Source organism: Bradyrhizobium sp. 87 (assembly GCF_023073015.1).
Classification (GTDB): Bacteria; Pseudomonadota; Alphaproteobacteria; order Rhizobiales; family Xanthobacteraceae; genus Bradyrhizobium; species Bradyrhizobium canariense_D.
The window spans coordinates 27,994-49,362 of sequence record NZ_JADPIQ010000062.1 but is presented as its reverse complement, the minus strand read 5'-3'; the positions used below and the strand labels follow the sequence as shown (position 1 = coordinate 49,362).

The following is a 21,369-nucleotide window of genomic DNA, read 5'->3' as shown; positions in this document are numbered from 1 at the left end:
GGACAGGACCCGACATGACGGCGGGCCCGTGAGGGGCTCCTCGTCCTCGCGGCAGTCAACATGGGTCGGGTAAAAGCTCCCGCTATTGTGGTGACATTTCCAGATTTTCGAGCGGAGCCGTGAGGCGGCAAGTGAGTCCGGTCGATTCATAGGACACCGCAACCGACCCTCTGAAGTCGTATGCCAGCGCCCCCGAAATGAGTTGCGAGCCGAAGCCTTTATCGGCGGGCTCCGACACAGATGGACCGCCGGATTCCTGCCAGACGAAGACAAATTTTTGATCACCCGCCTGACCTTCGGTTGCCCACACGATGGACACCCGGCCGCTTGTCACGCTCAGAGCGCCATACTTCACTGCATTGGTGGCGAGCTCGTGAACCGCTAAGGAAAGGGCGAGAGCCTGCCGCGATCCGAGAACAAGCGGAGGACCGGACGTCGTGATCCGGCCTTCGCCTGTTCTGTAAGGGCTCAGGGCGGTGTTGACGACATCTCGAAGTGGGGCGGCAGCCCAATTCGCCGCAGTCAGCAAGGCGTGTGCTCGTCCGAACGCGGCAAGTCGTGCCTTATACTTTTCAAGATCGGCGCGGCTCGATACGTCACGAAATGTTTGGCTGGCAACAGCACCAAGCACAGCAAAGGTGTTCTTGAACCGGTGCTTTAGCTCTTCGTTGATAAGCTTCAGGGCTTCCCTTGCCATGTGCTCGGAGGTGACGTCTTTACAGACAACGAGTACGCCGCCGACTTTATCTTCAAGGTCAATTGGACCGAAGCTGTACGTCCACCAGACATCCTCGCGCCGACCGTGGCGGGTTACAGGCACCAATTGATCCTCATGCCACGTCGCCCCCTTACCTGCCATGACGTATTCAATCTGGGGACCAATGATGTCCCATATTTCATCCCAGCATTCACGGCCGCCCGCGCCCAAGGCGCTCGGATGCCGCTCGGGACCCATCGTTTCGCGATACGCATCGTTATAGAACTGGATGAGGTCTGGTCCCCACCAAATGAACATCGGGTGGCGTGAGGTAAGAACGAGCCGCACCGTGACCCGAAGACTTTGCGGCCACGCTTCCGGCGAGCCGAGCGATGTTTTTGACCAGTCAAACGCTCTTGTGAGAGCGCCCATCTCGCCGCCCCCCGACAAGAAAAGGCTACCTGTGTCCCCGCCCATGCGCGCAACTCCTGACACGTTGCCCAAGCGTAAAGCCAAAATTCTCGGCAATGCAATGTCGATGGTTGGTCAAAGCGGTCCACGCCGGGCGCTGCGATAGATCAGTTTCGGGCCAGATGGGGGTGCCACTACACCGGGCGCGCCGGCGACATCGACCAGACCCTGGCGATGTCCGTTCCGGGTCAGTTTGCCCGCGTGTTCTCGATGTCGGCTGGCCCCCGCTCCGGTGTACCGCAGGCGATGGCGACCTTCGCCTTCAGGCCACAAGCGAACTTCAATCTGTTTGTCGTTTGATGACCTCTGCCAAGACAAATCGCTCTGTCGCTTGCAGAGCGTGGATGACTATCCGGCCGCGTGCGATGGCGAGGTGTTCCATCGCGCAAACAAAACGCCCCAGCGAAGCTGTCGAAGGCAAGCGAGGCAGAGAACGATGCCCGCACCGGCGATGATATCGATGAAATAGTGGCCGCCTACAGTAGGTGTTGCAGCAAGCATCAGCAAGTTCAAGACAAGGTATAGTGGGAAAAGCATCTTCATGCCTCGGCTGGCGTATATAAGTATTGTGGCCAGCGCAGCGTGGAACGAAGGAAATGTGATCAGACCATTCACGTGCGTCAACGAAATGCGTGTCATCTCGCCGCTTCGGAGTGCGTTGAAATCGATCAAATGATACGCGTCGACGCGTTCGACGACGCCAAAGTAGACCCATGCGCTCGCTGCCGGCAGTCTCCATGAGATCGGAAGAATCACGAGGAGCGATGTTACGAACAGCCAAACAAACTCTCGCATCCTTTCAAATCGCCCGCACGCACTCAGCCACACCAACAAGATGGCGACCTGCAGCATACAGCTGTGATACGCGACTGCGAGGACCGCTTTGATAATTGGTCTGACCTCAACCCACTCAAAGAAAGCCAGCCAATTCAGTCTCAGCAGGGTGTCGACACCGGCCAGCTGGGAATCGACCAACGGAAACTTTGCCGTGATGGTTAGATAACTCAGGATCGCGCCCACGACCGTAAAGGCAATGATCTGAGCCAAAGCCGTGGCAAGCTCAGCGATACGCCGATCCGGCCTCAACCTCGTGTAAACAAAGGAGAGAAGAGCAGCAGCACAGAACGCAATCGCTTGCGTCGGATCGATAGCCATCGTCATCCCAGCGGCGCGAAGCCATACGAGGTCAACGGCTGCAACAATCGCAATTGCGATCCACAAGCGCAGAATTTCGCTGAACCGATAAGCATTGAGGACGGCAAAGACAAAGCCTTCATTTCGCATCACTCTGTCCATCTATCGCATCGTTCGGGATCCCTGACCCCTTCTGGAGCATCAATATCTGGTGCTCATCTAATGATTGTTTAATTTGGCTCACACAATTTCCGCGTGTTGAACTCGATGGGTTCCGCGCTGCTCATCAAATCTGACTACGCGTGTTCGCATTGAATCATCGGCTGACCGTAGGCTCCGAGGGAGCTCACGTCCGCTTCGGGTCAAAACTGCGACTCCGCTTTGCATGAGCGACGGTCCGGTCTAGCTCGCGAACGGACGTCACGATCGCTCGCGCGAAGGTCAGCCGCCGAGCCAACATGTGACCCGCGTTGGCGCTCACGTGAGGATGCGATTTCGCCCTTGGCGGGCTCTGCCTGCTGTTTCAGCCTTTGCTTCCCCGGGCCAATATCAAGCAAAATGGATATGTGGGGCTACTTCGAAACGCGCAGCTTGGAAATGGATGTGCCGATCTGGGTGAAGGCGGCGTCGATTTCGCTGCAGCGCCGACGAATGACAAGACCGGCAACAAGGCGATGGCGAAGATGACGGCGATATTGCCGCGCTCGTCCCGGGCTAGGCGACCCAACGTGGTGGCGGCGGAAGAAAGGCTCAAGGTCATCGGGAATCCTCTGCAACCTCCAATAGGCAGTGAACTATAAAGTATACGTTAAGTTACGCGCGAAAATGCTGGCAAACAGCCTTCCGCATGCGCGGCGCCGCCAAGGAGACCCGGACCTCCTGCGGGTTCCGCAGGCCGCTTTGGGTGATATGCGAACGGGGCCATCCTGCAGGTATCGCTGCCACATCTTCCGCTGGTGCGTCAGGCCCCGCCATCGGGCATCAGTGAGTCGAAGCAGGGAGGCAGCCACGGCCAACAAGACCACATTCGCCGAGGAACTCGGAAACCTTGGCTATCGCAAGCGGCAGATACCGCTGCACGCCTAGCCAATACCGCGCCACGCGAGCCGACCAGCGCCGCATCCGGCGCCGGCCGCCTCTCGCCCGCTACTGCGACCGATCCGAGGTCCAGCCCTTGTACTCGCCGACATTGTCGCGCGTCACGAGTTTCGACGGCAGCAGCTCGACGGTGGACGCCGGCTTCTGGCCGTTGAGAATGCTGACGCCGACCTGCACGGCGCGGCGGGCCATGAAGAACGGGTCCTGCGAGGCGGAGGCCTGGATCTGCGTCGCCTGCGGGTCCTTGAGGGCCGCTTCGATGTCGGGGGCGCCGTCGACCGCGGTGATGACGATGCCGGTGCGCTGCTGCTGGCGCGCGGCGAGGTCGGTGCCGATCGCCTGCGGGTCGTTGATGGCGAAGATGGCGTCGATCTTGGCGAAGCGGGTCAGATAGCCCTGCGCCACCGTGAGGCCGCCTTCGCGCGAGCCCTTGCCGTCCTGGTCGCTGGACAGGACCTTGATGCCGGGATTCTTGCCGAGCACGTTCTTGCAGCCGACGACGCGATCGATCACCGCGGAGACCTGCGGGCCGTTCTCGATGATCACGTCGCCCTTGCCTCCCAGCTTGTCGACGATGTACTGGCAGGAGATCTCGCCGGCCTGGACGTTGTTGGTGGTCACCGTGGCGTCGGCGCCTTCGGCCGCGGTGTCGACGGCAACGACGACGATGCCGGCGGCCTGCGTCTTCTTGATCGCTGGTCCGATCGCCTTGGGATCGCCAGGGTTGAGCAGGATCAGGTCGACGCCGGCGGCGATGAAATTGTCGATCTGGGTGACCTGCTTGCCGAGATCATATTCGAAGCCCACCGTCGTGATCTTCACGTTGGGGTTGGTCTTCTTGGCCTCGAACTCGGCGCCCTTCGACAACGCGACGAAGAATGGATTGCCGAGCGAGCCCAGCGAAATGCCGATCGACTTAAGCTCCTTGGCGTAGGACGGCGCGGAGCTCAGGACGAGCGCCATCGCGGCGCCGGCAAGCGAGATCGACTTCAACATTGGCTTCCTCCCTGGTCTGTTTGAAGCTCCGGCGCGGCGACCAGTTGCCGTGACGGAATGAACATGACGGCGCGGTGCCGGCTGCATTTTCATGCTCCTTGTTTGAGCATGATCCTTTCGAAAAACCGCTTCGCACTTTTTCGGATCATGCTCTCAAGTCCGAGCCGAGCCCTGCAGCCGATAGCGGTCCAGCGCCACCGCGCCGATGATGACCAGACCCTTGATCACATATTGCCAGACGTCGGACACGCCGATCAGGATCAGGCCGTTCGACAACACGGCAATGATCAGCGCGCCGACCAGCGTTCCCCAGATCGAGCCGATGCCGCCGACAAAGGAGGTGCCGCCCAGGATCACGGCGGTGATGGCGTCGAGTTCGTAGGACTGGCCGAGCTGCAGGCCATTGGCGGCGTAGAGGCGCGCTGCCTGCATCGCGCCGCCGAGGCCCGCGAGCAGGCCGGACACGCCGTAGACGAAAATCAACACGGCCCAGACCTTGATGCCGGCGAGCCGCGCCGCGCTCTCATTGCCGCCGACCGCGTAGATATGCACCCCGAGCACGGTACGCTTGAGCACCAGCCACGACACCAGGATGACCAGCAACGCGATCACCCAGAGCCAGGGAATCGACAATACGCCGGGAATGAGGGTCAGAGCACCGTTGCCGATGAAGGCATAGGGGATCGACGGATTGAACACCGTGGTGTCGGCGCCGAGCAGGCGCGCCGCGCCGCGCACGGCGGTCAACGATCCCAGAGTGACGATGAAGGGCGGCAGGCGCAACAGCGCGATCAAGCCGCCGTTGAGAATGCCGAAGACGGTGCCGGTGAGCACCGCGGCCGGCAACCACAGTGCCCCGAGATCGGGAAATTTGGAGATGATCAGCCCGGCCATCGCCGCCGCCGCCAAGATGGAGCCGACCGACAGGTCGATGCCGCCGGTGAGGATGACGAAGGTCATGCCTGCGGCCAGCACGGTATTGACCGCGGACTGCTGCACCACGATGCCGATGTTCTGGCCGGTGAAGAAGCGGCCGTCCGACAGCACGTGAAAGCCGATGCACAAGAGCAGCAGCACCGGCAGCATGCCGACCGCGCGAATGATCATCCGCGTCCGCTGCCGCTTCGTCTCCTGCGCGGCGGCAAGACCGGGCGCGACGGGGACGGCTTTGGCGGGGGCGGTGTTGGCGGAAGCGCCGTTCTCAGGCATCGAGCTGCTCCGTTCCGGTGGCGAGGGCCATGATCTCCTCCTGATTGAGCGGCGATGTCGCGTCGCGCCGGATCTGCCCGGCGATATGTCCCGCGCGCATCACGATGACACGGTCGCAGATGCCGATGATCTCGGGCAGGTCGGACGAGATGACGAGAACCGCGGTGCCCGACTTCGCGAGATTGTCGATGATCGAATAGATCTCGGACTTGGCGCCGACGTCGACACCGCGCGTCGGCTCGTCGAGGATCAGGATCTTCGGGCCGATCGCGAGCAGCCGCGACAGCAGCACTTTCTGCTGGTTGCCGCCGGAGAGCCCGCCGGCGGGAACACCGACATTCGCAGCGCGGATGCCGAGCCCCGCGAACGCGCGCTTGGCGCGGTCACGGGCCTTGTCGCGGTCGAGAATGCCGCCGAATTTCGCATCGCGGCCGAGCACCGCGAGATTGATGTTGTCGAGGCAGGACATGTCGAGGAACAGGCCGAGCGCCTTCCTGTCCTCGGTGAGGTAGGCAATGCCGGCGTCCAGCGCCTCACCGGGCGTGCGGATGGAGGCCGCGCGCTCCTCGATCTCGACATGGCCGGAGATCATGGGCGCGGCGCCGATGATGAGGTGCGCAAGCTCGGTGCGGCCGGCGCCGACCAGGCCGGCAAGCCCTACCACCTCGCCCGCATGCACCGTCAGCGAACATCCCTTGACGCGCCTGCCGTCGGCGATGTCGACGGCCGCAAGCACGGGAGCTCCCGAGCGCGCGTTGGGATCGTTCCTGGGATCATGCTCCTTCTTGTAGAAGGACGAGACGTCGCGTCCCACCATCATCCGGACGATGGTGTCGGCACGGATGTCTGCCTTGTCGAGCGAGCCGACCAGCGTGCCGTCACGCAGCACCGTGACGCGGTCGCCGAGCGCATAGACCTCGTCCATGCGATGCGAGATGTAGATGATGGCGAGACCTTCGGCGCGCAGCTGGCGGATCAGCGCGAACAGCCTTTCGCTCTCACCGGCCGACAACGCGGTGGTCGGCTCGTCCATGATCAGGATCCTGGAGCGGGCGTGCAGCGAGCGCGCGATCTCGACCAGTTGGCGCTGGCCCATCGAGAGATTGGCGACCTGCGTCTGCGGCGTGAAATCCGCGCCGAGCCGCGCCAGGATCGGACCGACGCCGGCCTGCATCGCCTCGCGCGCCAGCAAGCCGCCGCGGGAGACCTCGCGACCGAGATAGATATTCTCCGCAACGCTCAGGTTGGGGGCGAGCGAGAGTTCCTGATAGATGATCGCGATGCCGGCTGCGCGGCCGCCGAGCGGACCGCTGATCTGCACGGGCTGGCCGTCGATGCGGATTTCGCTGCCCGGGTCCGGCCGGTAGGCGCCCGACAGGATCTTCATCAGGGTGGATTTGCCGGCGCCGTTCTCGCCCATCAAAGCGTGGATTTCGCCCGCGTAGACGGTGAGGTCGACGTCGCGCAGCGCCTTGATGCTGAAGAACGATTTAGAGACCCGGCGCATCTCGAGGATGGGCTCGCTCATCACACCTCCCCGATGCGCCGACGGCGGCATCGCACTCTCACCCGCGTCTCGTTGGTCCCTGGCGCGCGCGCAAGCATTAAACAAAAGGTTGTGGCGCAGGGCAATACCTCCGGCATACCGACCAACGGTCCGGCGCTGCTTTTATCTTTTGCAGACGGAACCGATCCCGCGCGTGATGCCTTTTCTTCGCCACATCATCGCGTATCGCGATCAGCGCCGCGGCCGGTACAGGCGGCGCCATTGCGGCAGCCGCTCGGCATAGGCCTGCGCAAGCGCGCCGTCGGGCTCGAAGGTCTCGACGCGCTGTGGCGCGGTGCAGACGGCGTCGATCGCCTCACCGGTGACGGCGAGGCGGCCAAGCCGCGCCGCACCGAACGCCGCGCCCGTCTCGCCGTCGGCAAAGCAATGCACCGGCACGTTCAGGACATTGGCCAGCACCGAAAGCCAGAACCGCGACCGTGAGCCGCCGCCGATGACATCCGCCTCCGCGATCACCAATCCGGTCTCGGCCAGCACGTCCCGGCAATCCGCAAGCGCGAAGGCGACGCCTTCGAGCACGGCTTGCACGATCGCGTCACGATCGGTGGCGTGACTGATCCCATCGAGCATGCCGCGCACGTCGGGGTCATCGTGCGGGGTGCGTTCGCCGGAGAGGTACGGCAGGAAGCTGACCGGCGACGGCGCCCGCGGGCGCAACCCGAGCGGCGCCAGCAGCTCAGTCTCAGGGATCCCCAACAGCCGCGCGATCCAGGCCAGGCACGATGCCGCCGAGAGGATCGCGCCGGCTTGAATCCACCTGTCGGGGACGGCGTGACAGAACGTGTGCACGACCCGCTCCGGATTGGCCGCGATCGTCTCGGTCGGCACCAGCAATGCGCCGGAGGTTCCGAGCGAAATGAAGGCTGCCCCGGGATTGATGGCGCCGATGCCGATGGCTCCCGCCGGATTGTCGCCGGCCCCGCCCGCGATCATCGGCCGCCCGGTCATGCCCCAGCGCTGCGCCAACTCGCTCCGCAGCCGTGCAGCCGGCGCGCAGCCCTCGACCAGACGGGGCATCTGCCGGCGCGATAGCGCGGTCGCGGCGAGTCCTTCATCCGACCAATCGCGGCTGCTAACATCGAGCCACAGCGAACCCGAGGCGTCCGAGACATCCTCGATCGCCTCGCCGGTCAGCACCAGGCGCAGATAGGCCTTTGGTTGCAGCACGAGTTTTGTCGCCGCGAAGATCTCCGGTTCGTGCCTGGCGACCCACAGCAATTTTGGCGCGGTGAATCCCGGCATCGCCTTGTTGCCTGTCGTGGTCCGCAAGGCGGGCCAGCGCCGCTCCAGCTCGGCGCATTCCGCAAAGGACCGTCCGTCATTCCAGAGAATGCAGGGCCGCAACGGCCTGTGGCTGGCGTCGAGCAGCGTCGCGCCGTGCATCTGGCCGGACAGGCCGATGCCCTCGACCTCGGCCAGCTCGCGCGCGTGATCCGCCTTCAGCGCGTCCAGCGTCGCGAACGTCGCCTCGATCCACTGTGCCGGGTCCTGCTCGCAATGGCCGGGACGCGGCGAGGAGACCGTCAGTGACCGGCTGCGGCTCGCCACCACGCGCTGCGCGTCGTCGACCAGAACGATTTTGACGGCGGAGGTGCCGAGGTCGATGCCGAGATACATGATGTCACTAGCCTTGCACGTTTAGGATCTTGCGCGTCCGTTGCCTTGTGCATCCACGACATTGCGGCCATGGCGGTCCCGATGTTGGCATGCACCCGTCAATCATGTAACCCCACCCGAAACCTTGCCGGGACGCAACGCCCATGACCACCGCCGCCACCCACGACGCGGGAGCCACCCGCGCGCTGATCTTTGCGCTGCTTGCGCTGGCCTGCGGGCACATGCTCTCGACCTTGCTGCGCACCATTCCGGCGGTCAGCCTCGACCTGATGGCGGCGGATTTCGGCATCGAACCGCAGGCGCTGGCGAGCCTCACCTCGGTCTACCCGTTCGCGTTTGCGGCCGCGCAGATCCCGGTCGGTGCGGCGATGGACCGCTTTGGCGTGCGGCCGGTGTCGCTGAGCCTGCTCGCGGGAACCGTGGTCGGCGCCATCGCGTCGGGGTTCGCAACGGGACCCGAAAGCTTCGCCATCGGGCAGGTGCTGCTGGGCATTGCCACCTCCGGCATGCTGATGTGCCCGATGACGTTGGCGGCCAAGCAATTGTCGGCCGCGCGCTTTGGGCTGTGGTCGGGCGCGATCCTCTCGATCGGCAATATCGGCATGCTGTTGTCGTCGAGTCCGCTCGCCTTCGTGGTCGACACTTGCGGCTGGCGCGCCGGGTTCTGGATCTCGGCGCTCGGCGGCGTCGCCGTGGCGCTCGCGGTGTTCCTGCTGGTGCCGAGCCAGCCGGCCGAGCACAAGGACGAGTCCTCGCCGCTGTCGCAGATGATCGAGGTGCTCAGGCTCGGACTGTCGCGGCCCTTGCGCGGCCTGATCGCGCTGGCGCTGGTGTCGCTTGCGACCTCGCTGGTGCTGCGCGGCCTGTGGGGCGGACCGTGGCTGATGCAGGTCAAGGGATTGTCGCGGGTCGAGGCCGGCAACCAGCTCGGCGCGTTCACGCTGGCCATGATCGCAGGTCCGCTTGTCATCGGCATGATCGACCGCAGGCTGGGACGCCGCCGCGCGCTGGTGGCGGGAACGCACCTCGTCGGCGCGTTGCTGCTGGCGCTGATGGCGTTAGGGGCCCCGCGCTATGCCATTTCCGTGTTGTGTGGTGTTGCGGTGATGCCGCCGCAATACGACCTCGTGCTGATCGTGCTCATCGGGCTTGCCACTTCCGCACAGCCGCTGCTGTTCGGCATGTCGCGGCAGCTGGTCGACGCCCAAGTTGCGGGCAAGGCGCTCGCGGCGATCAACCTCGCCTTCTTCCTCGGCGCGGCGCTGATGCAATCGATCACCGGTGCGGTGGCGGCCTTTGCAGGGTTGCCGGCGGTGCTGCTTTTCATGGCAGCCATGCTTGGCATCGGCGCGCTGATCTTTTTGGTCTATACCTCGCCAAGACCGACGATAGAGTAGAGCCCTGCATCAAGGGGACATCTCATGCCTGTCGACACCAAAGCCGCCACCGACCGCCTCTTGCGCTTTCTCGCCGTCGAGGGCGTCACCGGACAGGAGGCCGCAATCGGGCGTGAGCTCACGGCTGCGCTGAAGGAGAGCGGCGTGCCGGCGAAAGCGATCCGGCTCGACGACGCCAATACCCGCATTCCGGTGCCGACCGAGACCGGCAACCTCATCGTCGACCTGCCCGGCCGCGGCGCGCTGCACAACCAGCCGCGCATCATGTTCATGACCCACATGGATACCGTGCCGCTATGCGCCGGCGCCAAGCCGAAAAAGTCGGGTCGCAAGATCGTCAATGATGCGAAGACCGCGCTCGGCGGCGACAATCGCTGCGGCTGCGGCGTGCTGGTGACGCTGGCGGCCGAGCTCGAAAAGCAGCAACTCGATCATCCGCCGATCACGCTGCTGTTCTGCGTGCGCGAGGAGAGCGGGCTCTATGGCGCGCGCCACGTCAAGCTGGACGAGCTCGGCTCGCCGGTGATGGCCTTCAACTATGACGGCGGCTCGGCCTCCAACGTCGTCATCGGCGCCGTGGGTGCCGACCGCTGGACCGTGGAAATCTTCGGCCGCGCCTCGCATGCCGGCGTCGCGCCGGAGCGCGGCATCTCCTCGACCATGATCCTCGCGCTTGCGCTCGCCGACGTGAAGGCCGGCGGCTGGTTCGGCAAGGTGGTCAAGCGCAAGCAGCAAGGCACCAGCAATGTCGGCCCCGTCACCGGCGGCGAGGGAAGGCCCGCGGGCGACGCCACCAACGTCGTCACCGACTACGTGCATGTGCGCGGCGAAAGCCGCAGCCACGACGGAAAGTTCTTCAAGGAGATCACGAAAGCCTACAAGGCCGCGTTCGAGAAGGCGGCCAAGAAAGTCACCAACGCGCAAGGCAAGTCCGGCAAGGTCAAGTTCAAGGCCGAGACCGACTATTTCCCGTTCCGCATGAAGGACAACCTTCCCGTCGTCAGACGCGCGGTGGAGGCCGTGTCCGCCGTCGGCGGCACCCCGAACGTGCGCACCGCCAATGGCGGCCTCGATGCCAACTGGATGGTCCGCCACGGCGTTCCGACCGTGACCTTCGGCGCCGGCCAGAACGAGGTGCACACGATCGACGAGTGGATCAATCTCGACGAATACGACCGCGCCTGCGCGCTGGCCGTGCAGCTCGCGACGATGCGGTGAGCTGCCTTGCATGGCGCGCGCTTGCCGGGCGGTGCGCGTCGGCCTAGCCTGCAAAGAAAACGCAGGGAGGCCGCATGCCGCGCATTTCGACCATCGAGACCGGATTCTACCGGATCCCCCTTCCCGTCACGCTGTCGGACTCGATGCATGGCGACATGGCGGCGTTCGAGCTGATCACCTGCCGCATCCGGGATGCCGATGGCGCCGAGGGCGTCGGCTACACTTACACGGTCGGACGCAATGGCGGCGCCGTCGCCGACATCCTCAAGCGCGAGATCCCGCCGCTCGTCGAAGGCCGCGAGGCCGATGATACCGAGGCGATCTGGCACCAGGTCTGGTGGGCACTGCATTATGGCGGGCGCGGCGGGCCGGCGGTGCTGGCGCTCTCGGCACTCGACATCGCGCTGTGGGATTTGAAGGCGCGGCGCGCGCAATTGCCGCTGTATCGATTGCTCGGCGGGTTCGACGCGCGCGTGCCGTGTTATGCGGGCGGCATCGATCTCGATCTCTCCGTCGAGGCACTGCTCGCGCAGACTGACGGCAATCTCAGCAAGGGCTTTCGCGCCATCAAGATGAAGGCCGGCCGCCCCGATCTCAAATCGGATGTGGCGCGGGTCGCGGCGATGCGACAGCATCTCGGTGACGGCTTTCCGTTGATGGTGGATGCCAACATGAAATGGACGGTCGAGGAAGCGATCCGCGCCGCCCGCGCGTTCCAACCGTATGACCTCACCTGGCTCGAGGAGCCGATCATTCCCGACGACGTCGCGGGCCACACTCGCATCATGCAGGCCGGCGGCGTGCCGATCGCGGCGGGCGAGAATTTGCGTTCGCTTTGGGAGTTCAAGAACTACATCGTCGCGGGCGCGGTGTCCTATCCCGAGCCTGACGTCACCAATTGCGGCGGCGTCTCCGCCTTCATGAAGATCGCGCGGCTGTCGGAGGCGTTCAACCTGCCCGTCACCAGCCATGGCGCGCATGACGTCACCGTGCACCTGCTCGCGGCCTGCCCGAACCGGTCGTATCTGGAGGCGCACGGTTTTGGGCTCGACAAATTTATCGAGCATCCACTGGTGCTGCAGGACGGGCTTGCGCTCGCGCCGGACCGTATCGGCCACGGCATCAGCTTCGATTGGGACGGGCTGGCGAAGCTGTCGGCGTAGACGGGAGCGCGTTGCTGCACGCGAGGCATTCGCTGAGGCTTGATGCAAGCTGCGGTTATTCGGCTATGGTGTCGACGCCGACACACAAGCCGAGAGATTCCCGCCTTGACCCCCGAGCTGCACCAGAAACTGACCGCGTGGCGCCGGCATTTGCATGCGCATCCCGAACTGTCCCTCCAGGAGAAAGCCACCGCGGCCTTCGTGCAGGACAAGCTCACCGAGCTCGGCATTTCCTTCGAGGCCAACATCGGCGGTCACGGCATCGTCGCGACCCTGACGCGCGGCCACGCCCAGGGCCGCGTCGGCCTGCGGGCCGACATGGATGCGCTGCCGATCACCGAAGATACGGGGCTAGCTTACGCTTCGCAAAACCCCGGTGTGATGCATGCCTGCGGCCATGACGGGCATACCGCTTCGCTGCTCGGCGCGGCCGCGCTGCTCGCCGCCGACACCAGCTGGAGCGGGACGGTCGATTTCATCTTCCAGCCGGCCGAGGAAGGTTATGGCGGCTCGCGCGCGATGGTCGCGGCCGGGCTGTTCGACCGCTTTCCGATGCAACGGGTGTTCGGCTTTCACAACTGGCCGGGGCTCGCCGCCGGCACCATCGCGGTCCATGACGGCGTCGTCATGGCCTCCGGCGGGCGCATCACCATCACCATCGATGGCCATGCCGGTCACGCCGGCATGCCGCATCTGACGCGCGATCCGGTGATGGCGGCCGGCCATTTGATCGTGGCGCTGCAATCGATCGTCTCGCGCAGCGTCGATCCGCTCGACACCGCCGTGCTCTCGCTCTGCACGCTCGAAGGCGGCACGGCACGCAACCAAATCGCCGGACGCGTCTCGATCGGCGGCACGCTGCGCTACCATCGCGATGCGGTGAAGGACACCGTTTTGGCGCGGATCGAACAGATCTGCGCCGGGATTGCCACGAGCTTCGGCGTCAAGGTCACGCCCGAGATCGTCATTGGCGTCGGCGTGGTCATCAACACGCCGGCAGAAGCGGATCTCGCGCGCCTCGCGGCGGACACGGTACGGGCCGAGTTGCGGCGCGACCTCGCGCCCAGCATGGCCGGCGAGGATTTTGCCCACTATCTCTCGCGGCGTCCGGGCGCCTTCGTCTGGATCGGCAATGGCGAATTGCGGGATGGCGCCGAGCTGCACGGCCCGCGCTATGATTTCAACGACGCGATCCTACCGGTGGCATCGAGCTGGATGGCGGAACTCGCCAAGGCGGCGCTGGCCTCGAACTAGGCCCGCTCACGAGATCTCGCGCGGCAACTCCCAGCCGGGCTTCGGCTCGAACGTCTCCTCGACCTGCGCGACGTGATAGCCGGCGGGCAGAAGGCGGCCGCCCTCCTCGTCCGCGACCGGTACGTCGGTTACCAGCCCCTCGATCAAGGCGGCTTCCCACACCTCCTTCTCCGTCGGAAAGGGATCGCCGATCTGCTTGTTGCGTTCGAACAGCGCGTACATCGGTTCCGGTCCTGCGTTGATCAAGCTCACGAGCAACGTATCGGCCGCACGGACGTTCCCATCCGGCAAATCGCAATGGATGGACACGTCGAACATGGCGCGCGTTCTGATCGGAACTTCCGGCTGGCATTACGCCTCCTGGCGAGGCCCGTTCTTTCCCAAGGGCGTGACGCTGAAGCAGCAGCTGAGCTACTACGCCGGACAGTTCGACACCACCGAGCTGAACGGGGTGTTCTACCGCACCCCGACGCCGGAGGCCGTCGAGGGTTGGCGGGAGCAGACCGGCCGCGATTTCGTCTTTGCCTGGAAGGCCTCGAAATTCATCACGCACTGGAAGCGCCTGTCGGATCGCTCGGTGAACAGCCTCGAACTGCTGGAGGATCGCATCTCACGGCTCGGCGGCAAGGCCGGCCCGATCCTGTTCCAGCTCCCGCCGCAATTCGAGGCCGACGCGGACCGCCTCGCCGGCTTCTTCAAGCTGTTGTCGCGGAAGCGGCGTTACAGTTTCGAATTCCGTCATCCGAGCTGGTATCAGCCGCGCATCTTGCGGATGCTGGCCGACGAGAACATCTCGCTGTGCCTGTCCGATCATCACGACGCGCCCGCGCCATGGAAGCGCACGGCGGATTTCGTCTATGTGCGCGGGCACGGGCCCAGCGGGCGCTATCACGGGCACTATACGAAACCCACGCTGGCGCAATGGGCGCGGCGCATCAAATCCTGGAAGCGGCAGGGCTGCGACGTCTACGTCTATTTCGACAACGACCAGAAGAGCGCGGCGCCGGCCGATGCACAGGCGTTGAAGCAATTGCTCAACGTGCGGCAAAGCGCGGCGATCACGACGGCAAGCCGCCGTGCAGGTGCCGTTGTTCACCGCTAGACGATGCCGCCTTGCCGGAGCGCCGCGATCGCGGCCTTGTCGTAGCCGAGCTCGGTCAGGATAAGATCGGTATGCTCGCCGAGCGTGGGCGGGCGCATCGCGATTTCGCCGGGCGTTTCCGACAGGCGGACGGCGGCGCGTGCCACCGGTGCGGGCTTCGGCAGACCTGGATAGTCGACGTCCTGCATGAATCCGGCGGCGCGGACGTGCGGATGATCCAGCGCCTGCTGCGGGCTCAGCACGGGGCCGGTCGGAATCATGGCCTTGCCCAGGGTGTCGACGGCTTCCTGCGTGGTGCGCTCGGCGCACCAGCGCGCCATGCGCTCGCTGATGACAGGGCCATTGTTGCCGCGGCTGATGTCGTCGGCAAAGCGCGGATCGTTCAGCCAGACCTCCTCCTCGCCCATCAGTTTCGCCCAGCGCTTGAACAGCGGATGCCCCGTGACCTGGCACAGCACCCAGCCGTCCCTGGTGCGGTAGATGTCGGCAGGCGCCGCGGTCTGGCCGAGATTGCCTGTCGGCACGCGATTGACGTTGATGACGGCCTGCTCGATCAGCGTCGCGTTGGTGAAGGACAAGGCGGTTGCGAGCAACGCGCCCTCGACGATCTGCCCGCGCCCGGATTTGCCGCGCTCGATCAGTGCGGCGAGCGTGCCGAACGCGCAATGTAGCGCGGTCCCGAAATCGACCCAGTTGACCGCGGCCCGGTAGGGTGGATCGCCGGCGCCCGTCATGTACACCGAGCCCGACATGACCTGGCCGACACCATCGAAGCCGACACGGTCGGACCATGGCCCCGGCCCGCCAAACGCGGTGGCCGTCGTCAGGATGATGTCCGGCTTGATCGCCTTGAGCGAATCGTAGTCGAGCTTCATCGCGCGCAAGGTCTGCGGCGGCAAATTGGCGACGACCACGTCCGCGGTCGCAATCAGGCGGCGCATCACCTCCTGTCCTTCCGGCTTCATCGGATCGAGCGTGAGGCACTTCTTGTTGCGGTTGACTTGAAGAAACAGCGCGCCTTCGCCAGTTTCGCCGACCGGCGCCACGAAACGATCCTCGCTGCCGTCGCGCTTCTCCACGCGAATGACCTCGGCGCCGAATTCGGCCAGCAAGGTCGCGCAATAGGGCCCCGCGATATAGCGTCCGAAATCAAGAACGCGGACGCCCGCCAGAACCCCTCCCATCGATCTCTTTCCTTTGTGCTTTTTGTCAGCTTACAGGGATTGGCATTTGCGGCAAGGTGGCAATGGACGCCATGCCCCACCCTCGAGATGTGATCGGCGAATCATTTCGACTGGCGGAAATTGTGCTCTAGTATGGACCTGTCCCTCCCCCATCAGAGCCCCGTCCATGCCGCAACAATTCGATCGATCCAAAGAAGATCTCGGCAACGCGATCCATTTCGAGCACGTCAACATCCAGGTCCCGGACCAGCGCCTCGCCACGCTGTTCTATGTCGCAGGTCTCGGGCTCACCCGCGATCCGTATCTGATGGTGTCCGACACCAACATGTGGATCAACGCCGGACGGAGCCAGTTTCATTTGCCGAGCGGCCGGCCGCAGGTGCTGCGCGGTCATGTCGGACTCGTCATCGCGGGCCGCGAGGCGCTGCTGGCGCGATTGGCGTCGGTCGCCAAAAAGCTCGAGGGCACCGCGTTCGCCTTCGCCGAGCATAACGACCATGTCGAGGCGATTTGTCCGTGGGGCAACCGCCTGCGCTGCTACGAGCCCGACGCCGCGCGCTTCGGCCGTGTCGCGCTCGGCGTTCCCTATGTCGAGTTCGACGTGCCGGTGGGATCGGCCGCTCGCATCTGCGCCTTCTACCCCGAGATCATGGGCATGCCATCCGAGTTACGGAACGGCGACGGTACGGTTGCCGCCGTGAAGACCGGCCGCGACCAGCATCTGTTGTTTCGCGAGACCGATCGGCCGCAAGGCGACTATGACGGCCACCATGTGCAGATGTACATCACCGATTTTTCCGGCCCTTACCGCAAGCTGCTGGCGCGCGATTTGATCTCGCGCGAGGACAATCAGTACCAGTACCGCTTCTGCGACATCGTCGATCTCGACAGCGGCAAGCCGCTGTTCACGGTCGAGCACGAGGTGCGCAGCGCCACCCACCCGATGTTCATGCGGCCGATGGTCAATCGCAATCCGGCGATCAACAACCGCAATTACGCGTTCGGTCACGATCAGGCGTCTTGGGCGATGGGACCGGATCAATACGAGGGATAGGTGATAACCAAGTCCCGGGCGGCTCCGCTGAGTGGAGCCGCCACACGTTGCGTGCGCTCCGGTGGGACGGGCATGCCCCACCTTTCGCATCAGACGGGTGAGCGTCCCGTCAGAAGTGGACCTCGGTGCGCATGCCAAGAACCACGGCGTTGTCGGTCTTCACGCCCGCCGCGTTATAGCCGCGCCCACCGGGATTGATGACATACTGAGCGTCGAACTTGAGGTTCAGCCAGCCGGTCGCCTGCCATCCGTACCAGACTTCAAGCGGCACTTCGTTGCCGCCGGCGTTCGGACTGAGGGCAGCCGTGTTCACGTGCGTCGTGCCGACCGCGAAGCCGACTTCGTCCTGGGGACGCCAGGAGAACGTTCCGGTATGCCTGAAGCCGAGGGCGATCTGGTAATCCTGGTACGAGGTCCGGTGATCGGCGACGGTGGTATTGAGGAAGGTGTACCAGCCTACCGCACCCGGGCCGTCAACAGTCAACCGCTGCAGGATCGACTCGTAGACGCCGAAGCGGCCGCGTTGATCGCTGATATTTTGATCGGGCACACCACCGACGCCCGGGATGGTGCCGATAACACCCGGAAGACCGCCATCAATGGACGAGGCGCTGTCGTACCAGCCGCCAAGTCTCCAGGTCCCGGTCAAGGGCCCCTTCGGCGTCCAGACCAACTCCACCGGCACCATCACGCCACTGGCGGGGTTCGAGGCGGGAATGCCGGGCAAGAAGTAGACGCCCGGGTCTGACGTCGTCAGGTAACCCGGATTGGCATCGTAGACACCGACCGACACCGTGAATTCCGGCGCGATCTTATAGTGGACGACACCGGCCCACTGGCTCACCGGCCAATTGTAGATGTAGCCGCCCTGGATGTTGCCGGGCTGACCGCCGCAGAAGGTCAGGTTGATGAACTCGCACAGGCCGAAGAAGAAGTCGGAGCCGACCGGAAGACGGCCGCCCTTGAGTTCAAGGCGGTCATCGAAAAGCTTCTGCGAGTAATAGAGCTGCGTCAGGCGCAGAATATTGCCGCGGCCGAACACTTCGTTGGTCAGCTGCAGGGCGGGAATGTCCGCTTCGGTATTCAGATTTTTGCCGAAGCGGTCGACCAGCGTGAGACCGACGGTGCCGCCGGGGATGCCGGCGAGTTTTCCCATGTCCAGCTTCGCGCCGAACCACAACTGGCCGGCGTTGGCCGCGGTATTCCTGCTTCCGCCGGAGACATTGCCGACCGATTCGTTACCGAGCGTCAGGCCGATATCGATGCCCTGCTCCTTCAGCCTGGTCCTGCCGAGATCGCCGAACAGATACGGTCTCGTCCAGAAATCGTCAGCCGCATAAGGAACAGGCGCAGCTTTCGTCGAAAAGTCGGCCGCATACACTCCACCGCAAAACAGCGATGAGAAAGCAATCCCCACACCGCACACCCCTGCGGTGTTCATAAACCTGCGCAACATTTTACTCGTCCTCCCGCCGTCTCAGGCTTTGCTTGTTTCGCCTCACGCCCCTGCCCAAAACCCTCGAGCCTGGAACGCGCTCCCTCCCCCAGCGGCCGCCGACCAGGCAGCCTTGTGTCAACTGGAGCGTGGATCTGTCATGCCCGATCAACCGTTCTCGCCGGCAATGCATCCGCGGCGCGCGGTGACGTGCCCTGGACTTGCTCCGCCAATGTCGATTTCGGCGCAGTGCGGGCGACGCCGGCCAGTGCCAGCTTGCGCCGCCGTCGCGCCTGCAATTGCTGATCCGCCAACACGCCGATCAGAATGACCGTCCCCATCACCGCGAAGTTCAGCGAATTCGGGATGCCCAGGATATTCACCAGGTTCTGCAGCACCTGCAGCAGCGCCGTGCCCAGCACGATACCGAGAATGGACCCCTCGCCGCCGCGCAGGCTGCACCCGCCCAGCACGGCGGCCGCAATCGCGTAGAGCTCGTAGAAATTTCCGAAGGAGCTCGGCGACACCGAGTTCGTGTAGAACACGAACAAGACCGTCGAAACTCCGGCGAGTCCGCCGCTGATGATATAGGCGGTTGCGATCACGATATTGGTGTTGATGCCCGAGAAGCGTGCCGCCTCCTCGTTCTTGCCGACGGCATAAAGCCAGCGCCCGTAGACCGAGCGGTGCAGCAGCACGCCAAGGATCAGCGCAAGGATGATCAGGAGGATGAAGGTGTTCGGGATTCCCGCCAAATTGCCCGAGGCGATGTTGCTCAGTGTCGCCGCCTCGTCGCCGTAACCGAAGCCACGGGTCGAATCGCTCGTGTAATAGCGCGCGGCGCCGCGATAGATCAGCAACCCACACAGCGTCACGATGAAGGGCTGCATCTTCAGGCGGGTGATCAGGAACCCCTGGATGCCGCCGAGCACCAGCCCGCCCAGCAGCACTGCCAGCAGCGCCAGGGGCCACGGCACCTGGTAGGTCGTCAGAAGATCGACGAACACGACGCCGAGCAGCGCAAACATCGAGCCGAGCGACAGGTCGATGCCGCCGGTGATGATCACGAGCCCTTCGCCGAGCGCGAACACACCGAAGAGGCCGATCAGATTGGCCATGTTCAAGAGGTTCACCAGCGACAGGAAGGCGGGATTGATCGCGCCCGTGATGGCGGCGATCACCACCAGCAGCAATGCCAGACCGAGCTCCTTCCTGATCATGGCGCGGCCGCTTCCGCGGTTTCCCGCGCCTGGCCCATGGCCAGTCGCAACACGTTGTATTCGCTGAACTGCTCCCGCTCGAGCACGCCGCTGACGCCGCCTTCATGCATGACCGCCACGCGGTCGGAGACGCCGATGACCTCCTCCATGTCCGAGGAGATCATCACGATCGCGACGCCCTGGTCGGCAAGCTCGCGCATCAACGCGTAGATCTCGCCCTTGGCGCCGACGTCGATGCCGCGGGTCGGCTCGTCGAAGAACATCACGCGCGGCTGCATGGACAGCCATTTGCCGAGCACGACCTTCTGCTGGTTGCCGCCGGAGAGCGTCACGGCCTCCATATCGATGCTTGGCGCCTTGATGGAGAGGCGCCTCACCTGCTGCTTCGCGGCCTTGCGCTCGGCCGCGCCGCTGACCAGCCACATCCGCGCGTGATCCAATAGGCTCGCCAGCGTCATGTTCTCGCGGATCGGCAGCTCCAGCACGAGCCCGGATTTCTTGCGGTCCTCCGGCACCAGATAGATGCCTTGGCTGATCGCGTCGCGCGGCGATGCGACAGCGACCGGTGCGTTGTCGATCCTGATCTCGCCGCCCAGCAGCGGGTCAATGCCGAAGGCGGCGCGGGCAAGAGAAGTGCGGCCAGCGCCCACGAGCCCCGCCAGTCCCAGGATCTCGCCATGCCGCACGGAAAGATCAACCTGCCGGTCGGGAAAGGCCGACGTCACGACGCCGACGATATCGCAGCCGCCCGGCTGCGGCGCCTGTTTCGGCGGGGTATGCAGCGCTTTGAGGTCGCGACCGATCATCAACCGGATCATCGCGGCATGGCTTAGCTCGTTCAGCGCCAGTTCTCCCACGGTGCGACCGTCACGCAGCACCACGACGCGGTCGGCGCAGGTCATGATCTCTCCGAGCCGGTGAGAGATATAGATCACCGAAATGCCGTGCGCCTTCAGATCGGCAATCACCTCCAGCAGCCGTTCGGTCTCCGAGATCGTCAGGCTGGAGGTCGGCTCGTCCATGATGATCACGCGGGCGTCGATCGAGAGCGCCTTGGCGATCTCCACCATTTGCCGCTCGGCGATGGAGAGGTCTTCGACCAGCGTATCCGGCGCGAAATCGGCACCCAGCCGCTCCAGCAGCGGGGTCACCCGAGCACGCATCTCGGCATTGTCCACCAGCTTCAGCGGCCCGCCCATCAGCTTCTCGCGCCCGATGAACACGTTGGCTGCGACGTCGAGATTCTCGAACAAGTTCAGCTCCTGGTGCACGAAGGCGATGCCGGCCCGCGTCGCCTCGGTCACCGTGGTTCGGGCATACTCGCTGGTGCCGATGCGGATCACGCCTTCGCTCGGCGCGATCACGCCACCCAGCACGCGCATCAGCGTCGATTTGCCGGCGCCGTTCTCGCCGATCAAACCCAACACTTCGCCGCGATAGACGCGCAGATTGACGTCGTCGAGCGCCCTGACCCCGGGATAGGTCTTGCTGATCCCGCTGAGCTCCAGCAGTGTCTCTGCCATCTCTCCGCTTCCCTCCCGCCCAAAGCCCGG

17 protein-coding genes are annotated in these 21,369 nt (G+C 64.4%); 6 read left to right on the top strand and 11 right to left on the bottom strand.

The window, feature by feature from the left end; translation table 11 throughout:
• Positions 1-82: 82 nt before the first annotated feature.
• The 6 genes from IVB50_RS15675 to xylB all read right to left on the bottom strand — a co-directional run bounded on the left by IVB50_RS15675 (position 83) and on the right by xylB (position 8,789).
• The gene (locus IVB50_RS15675; RefSeq protein WP_204510533.1) at positions 83-1,174 is read right to left on the bottom strand and encodes a PAS domain-containing sensor histidine kinase; all 1,092 of its coding nucleotides are present in this window, start codon (positions 1,172-1,174) and stop codon (positions 83-85) included.
• 342 nt (positions 1,175-1,516) lie between these two features.
• Positions 1,517-2,464: a phosphatase PAP2 family protein gene (locus tag IVB50_RS15670; protein ID WP_204510532.1), complete on the bottom strand. Its 948-nt coding sequence runs from the start codon at positions 2,462-2,464 to the stop codon at positions 1,517-1,519.
• 984 nt (positions 2,465-3,448) lie between these two features.
• A complete protein-coding gene (locus IVB50_RS15665) occupies positions 3,449-4,396 on the bottom strand; it encodes an ABC transporter substrate-binding protein (protein WP_247296318.1) in 948 nt (315 codons plus the stop codon).
• 153 nt (positions 4,397-4,549) lie between these two features.
• Positions 4,550-5,605: a ribose ABC transporter permease gene (locus IVB50_RS15660; RefSeq protein ID WP_018458272.1), complete on the bottom strand. Its 1,056-nt coding sequence runs from the start codon at positions 5,603-5,605 to the stop codon at positions 4,550-4,552.
• Positions 5,598-7,133 carry a sugar ABC transporter ATP-binding protein gene (locus tag IVB50_RS15655; protein ID WP_247296316.1) on the bottom strand — a complete coding sequence of 512 codons (1,536 nt, stop codon included), beginning with the start codon at positions 7,131-7,133 and terminating at the stop codon, positions 5,598-5,600. The genes IVB50_RS15660 and IVB50_RS15655 overlap by 8 nt, the downstream gene beginning before the upstream one ends.
• Before the next feature lie 210 nt (positions 7,134-7,343).
• A complete protein-coding gene (gene xylB / locus IVB50_RS15650) occupies positions 7,344-8,789 on the bottom strand; it encodes a xylulokinase (RefSeq protein WP_247296313.1) in 1,446 nt (481 codons plus the stop codon).
• A gap of 143 nt (positions 8,790-8,932) precedes the next feature.
• Between xylB and IVB50_RS15645 the strand changes: the two genes are divergently transcribed.
• The 4 genes from IVB50_RS15645 (at position 8,933) to IVB50_RS15630 (ending at position 13,821) form a co-directional block, all read left to right on the top strand.
• Complete coding sequence (locus IVB50_RS15645) at positions 8,933-10,186, top strand: MFS transporter (protein ID WP_231188752.1); 1,254 nt, start codon at positions 8,933-8,935, stop codon at positions 10,184-10,186.
• 24 nt (positions 10,187-10,210) lie between these two features.
• The gene (locus IVB50_RS15640; RefSeq protein ID WP_204510528.1) at positions 10,211-11,404 is read left to right on the top strand and encodes a M20/M25/M40 family metallo-hydrolase; all 1,194 of its coding nucleotides are present in this window, start codon (positions 10,211-10,213) and stop codon (positions 11,402-11,404) included.
• Positions 11,405-11,478: 74 nt separating this feature from the next.
• Positions 11,479-12,567, top strand: a complete 1,089-nt coding sequence (locus IVB50_RS15635; RefSeq protein WP_018458267.1) for a mandelate racemase/muconate lactonizing enzyme family protein — start codon at positions 11,479-11,481, stop codon at positions 12,565-12,567.
• A gap of 105 nt (positions 12,568-12,672) precedes the next feature.
• Positions 12,673-13,821 (top strand): amidohydrolase, encoded by a 1,149-nt coding sequence (locus tag IVB50_RS15630; RefSeq protein WP_204510527.1) that lies wholly within the window; start codon positions 12,673-12,675, stop codon positions 13,819-13,821.
• A 6-nt stretch (positions 13,822-13,827) separates the two neighbouring features.
• Here IVB50_RS15630 and IVB50_RS15625 read toward each other — a convergent pair whose 3' ends face one another.
• Positions 13,828-14,139 (bottom strand): hypothetical protein, encoded by a 312-nt coding sequence (locus IVB50_RS15625; protein ID WP_247296310.1) that lies wholly within the window; start codon positions 14,137-14,139, stop codon positions 13,828-13,830.
• On the opposite strand from IVB50_RS15625, the gene IVB50_RS15620 reads away from it, so the two are divergent.
• On the top strand, positions 14,138-14,923 hold the full coding sequence (locus IVB50_RS15620) for a DUF72 domain-containing protein (protein ID WP_018458264.1): 786 nt from the start codon (positions 14,138-14,140) through the stop codon (positions 14,921-14,923). The genes IVB50_RS15625 and IVB50_RS15620 overlap by 2 nt on opposite strands.
• On the opposite strand, the gene IVB50_RS15615 is transcribed toward IVB50_RS15620, so the two are convergent.
• Positions 14,920-16,107 (bottom strand): CoA transferase, encoded by a 1,188-nt coding sequence (locus IVB50_RS15615; protein ID WP_204510526.1) that lies wholly within the window; start codon positions 16,105-16,107, stop codon positions 14,920-14,922. The two genes, IVB50_RS15620 and IVB50_RS15615, sit on opposite strands and share 4 nt — an antisense overlap.
• Positions 16,108-16,273: 166 nt before the next feature.
• Between IVB50_RS15615 and IVB50_RS15610 the strand changes: the two genes are divergently transcribed.
• Entirely contained in the window at positions 16,274-17,161 is an 888-nt protein-coding gene (locus tag IVB50_RS15610; protein WP_018458262.1) for a hypothetical protein, read from the top strand.
• 109 nt (positions 17,162-17,270) lie between these two features.
• Here the strand turns inward: IVB50_RS15610 and IVB50_RS15605 are convergent, their stop codons facing one another.
• The 3 genes from IVB50_RS15605 to IVB50_RS15595 all read right to left on the bottom strand — a co-directional run bounded on the left by IVB50_RS15605 (position 17,271) and on the right by IVB50_RS15595 (position 21,339).
• Entirely contained in the window at positions 17,271-18,617 is a 1,347-nt protein-coding gene (locus IVB50_RS15605) for a carbohydrate porin (protein WP_204510525.1), read from the bottom strand.
• A gap of 137 nt (positions 18,618-18,754) precedes the next feature.
• Positions 18,755-19,816 (bottom strand): ABC transporter permease, encoded by a 1,062-nt coding sequence (locus IVB50_RS15600; RefSeq protein WP_204510524.1) that lies wholly within the window; start codon positions 19,814-19,816, stop codon positions 18,755-18,757.
• Positions 19,813-21,339, bottom strand: a complete 1,527-nt coding sequence (locus IVB50_RS15595) for a sugar ABC transporter ATP-binding protein (protein WP_247296308.1) — start codon at positions 21,337-21,339, stop codon at positions 19,813-19,815. Before IVB50_RS15595 ends, IVB50_RS15600 begins: the two co-directional genes overlap by 4 nt.
• Positions 21,340-21,369: the final 30 nt, after the last annotated feature.

Excerpts from the sequence above, each read along its gene's own strand:
- IVB50_RS15665 (WP_247296318.1), bottom strand. The coding sequence starts at position 4,396 with ATGTTGAAGTCGATCTCGCTTGCCGGCGCCGCGATGGCGCTCGTCCTG.
- IVB50_RS15600 (WP_204510524.1), bottom strand. The coding sequence starts at position 19,816 with ATGATCAGGAAGGAGCTCGGTCTGGCATTGCTGCTGGTGGTGATCGCC.
- IVB50_RS15635 (WP_018458267.1), top strand. The coding sequence starts at position 11,479 with ATGCCGCGCATTTCGACCATCGAGACCGGATTCTACCGGATCCCCCTT.
- IVB50_RS15625 (WP_247296310.1), bottom strand. The coding sequence starts at position 14,139 with ATGTTCGACGTGTCCATCCATTGCGATTTGCCGGATGGGAACGTCCGT.
- IVB50_RS15675 (WP_204510533.1), bottom strand. The coding sequence starts at position 1,174 with ATGGGCGGGGACACAGGTAGCCTTTTCTTGTCGGGGGGCGGCGAGATG.
- IVB50_RS15670 (WP_204510532.1), bottom strand. The coding sequence starts at position 2,464 with ATGGACAGAGTGATGCGAAATGAAGGCTTTGTCTTTGCCGTCCTCAAT.
- IVB50_RS15640 (WP_204510528.1), top strand. The coding sequence starts at position 10,211 with ATGCCTGTCGACACCAAAGCCGCCACCGACCGCCTCTTGCGCTTTCTC.
- IVB50_RS15615 (WP_204510526.1), bottom strand. The coding sequence starts at position 16,107 with ATGGGAGGGGTTCTGGCGGGCGTCCGCGTTCTTGATTTCGGACGCTAT.
- IVB50_RS15655 (WP_247296316.1), bottom strand. The coding sequence starts at position 7,133 with ATGAGCGAGCCCATCCTCGAGATGCGCCGGGTCTCTAAATCGTTCTTC.
- IVB50_RS15660 (WP_018458272.1), bottom strand. The coding sequence starts at position 5,605 with ATGCCTGAGAACGGCGCTTCCGCCAACACCGCCCCCGCCAAAGCCGTC.
- IVB50_RS15620 (WP_018458264.1), top strand. The coding sequence starts at position 14,138 with ATGGCGCGCGTTCTGATCGGAACTTCCGGCTGGCATTACGCCTCCTGG.
- xylB (WP_247296313.1), bottom strand. The coding sequence starts at position 8,789 with ATGTATCTCGGCATCGACCTCGGCACCTCCGCCGTCAAAATCGTTCTG.
- IVB50_RS15610 (WP_018458262.1), top strand. The coding sequence starts at position 16,274 with ATGCCGCAACAATTCGATCGATCCAAAGAAGATCTCGGCAACGCGATC.
- IVB50_RS15645 (WP_231188752.1), top strand. The coding sequence starts at position 8,933 with ATGACCACCGCCGCCACCCACGACGCGGGAGCCACCCGCGCGCTGATC.
- IVB50_RS15605 (WP_204510525.1), bottom strand. The coding sequence starts at position 18,617 with ATGTTGCGCAGGTTTATGAACACCGCAGGGGTGTGCGGTGTGGGGATT.
- IVB50_RS15595 (WP_247296308.1), bottom strand. The coding sequence starts at position 21,339 with ATGGCAGAGACACTGCTGGAGCTCAGCGGGATCAGCAAGACCTATCCC.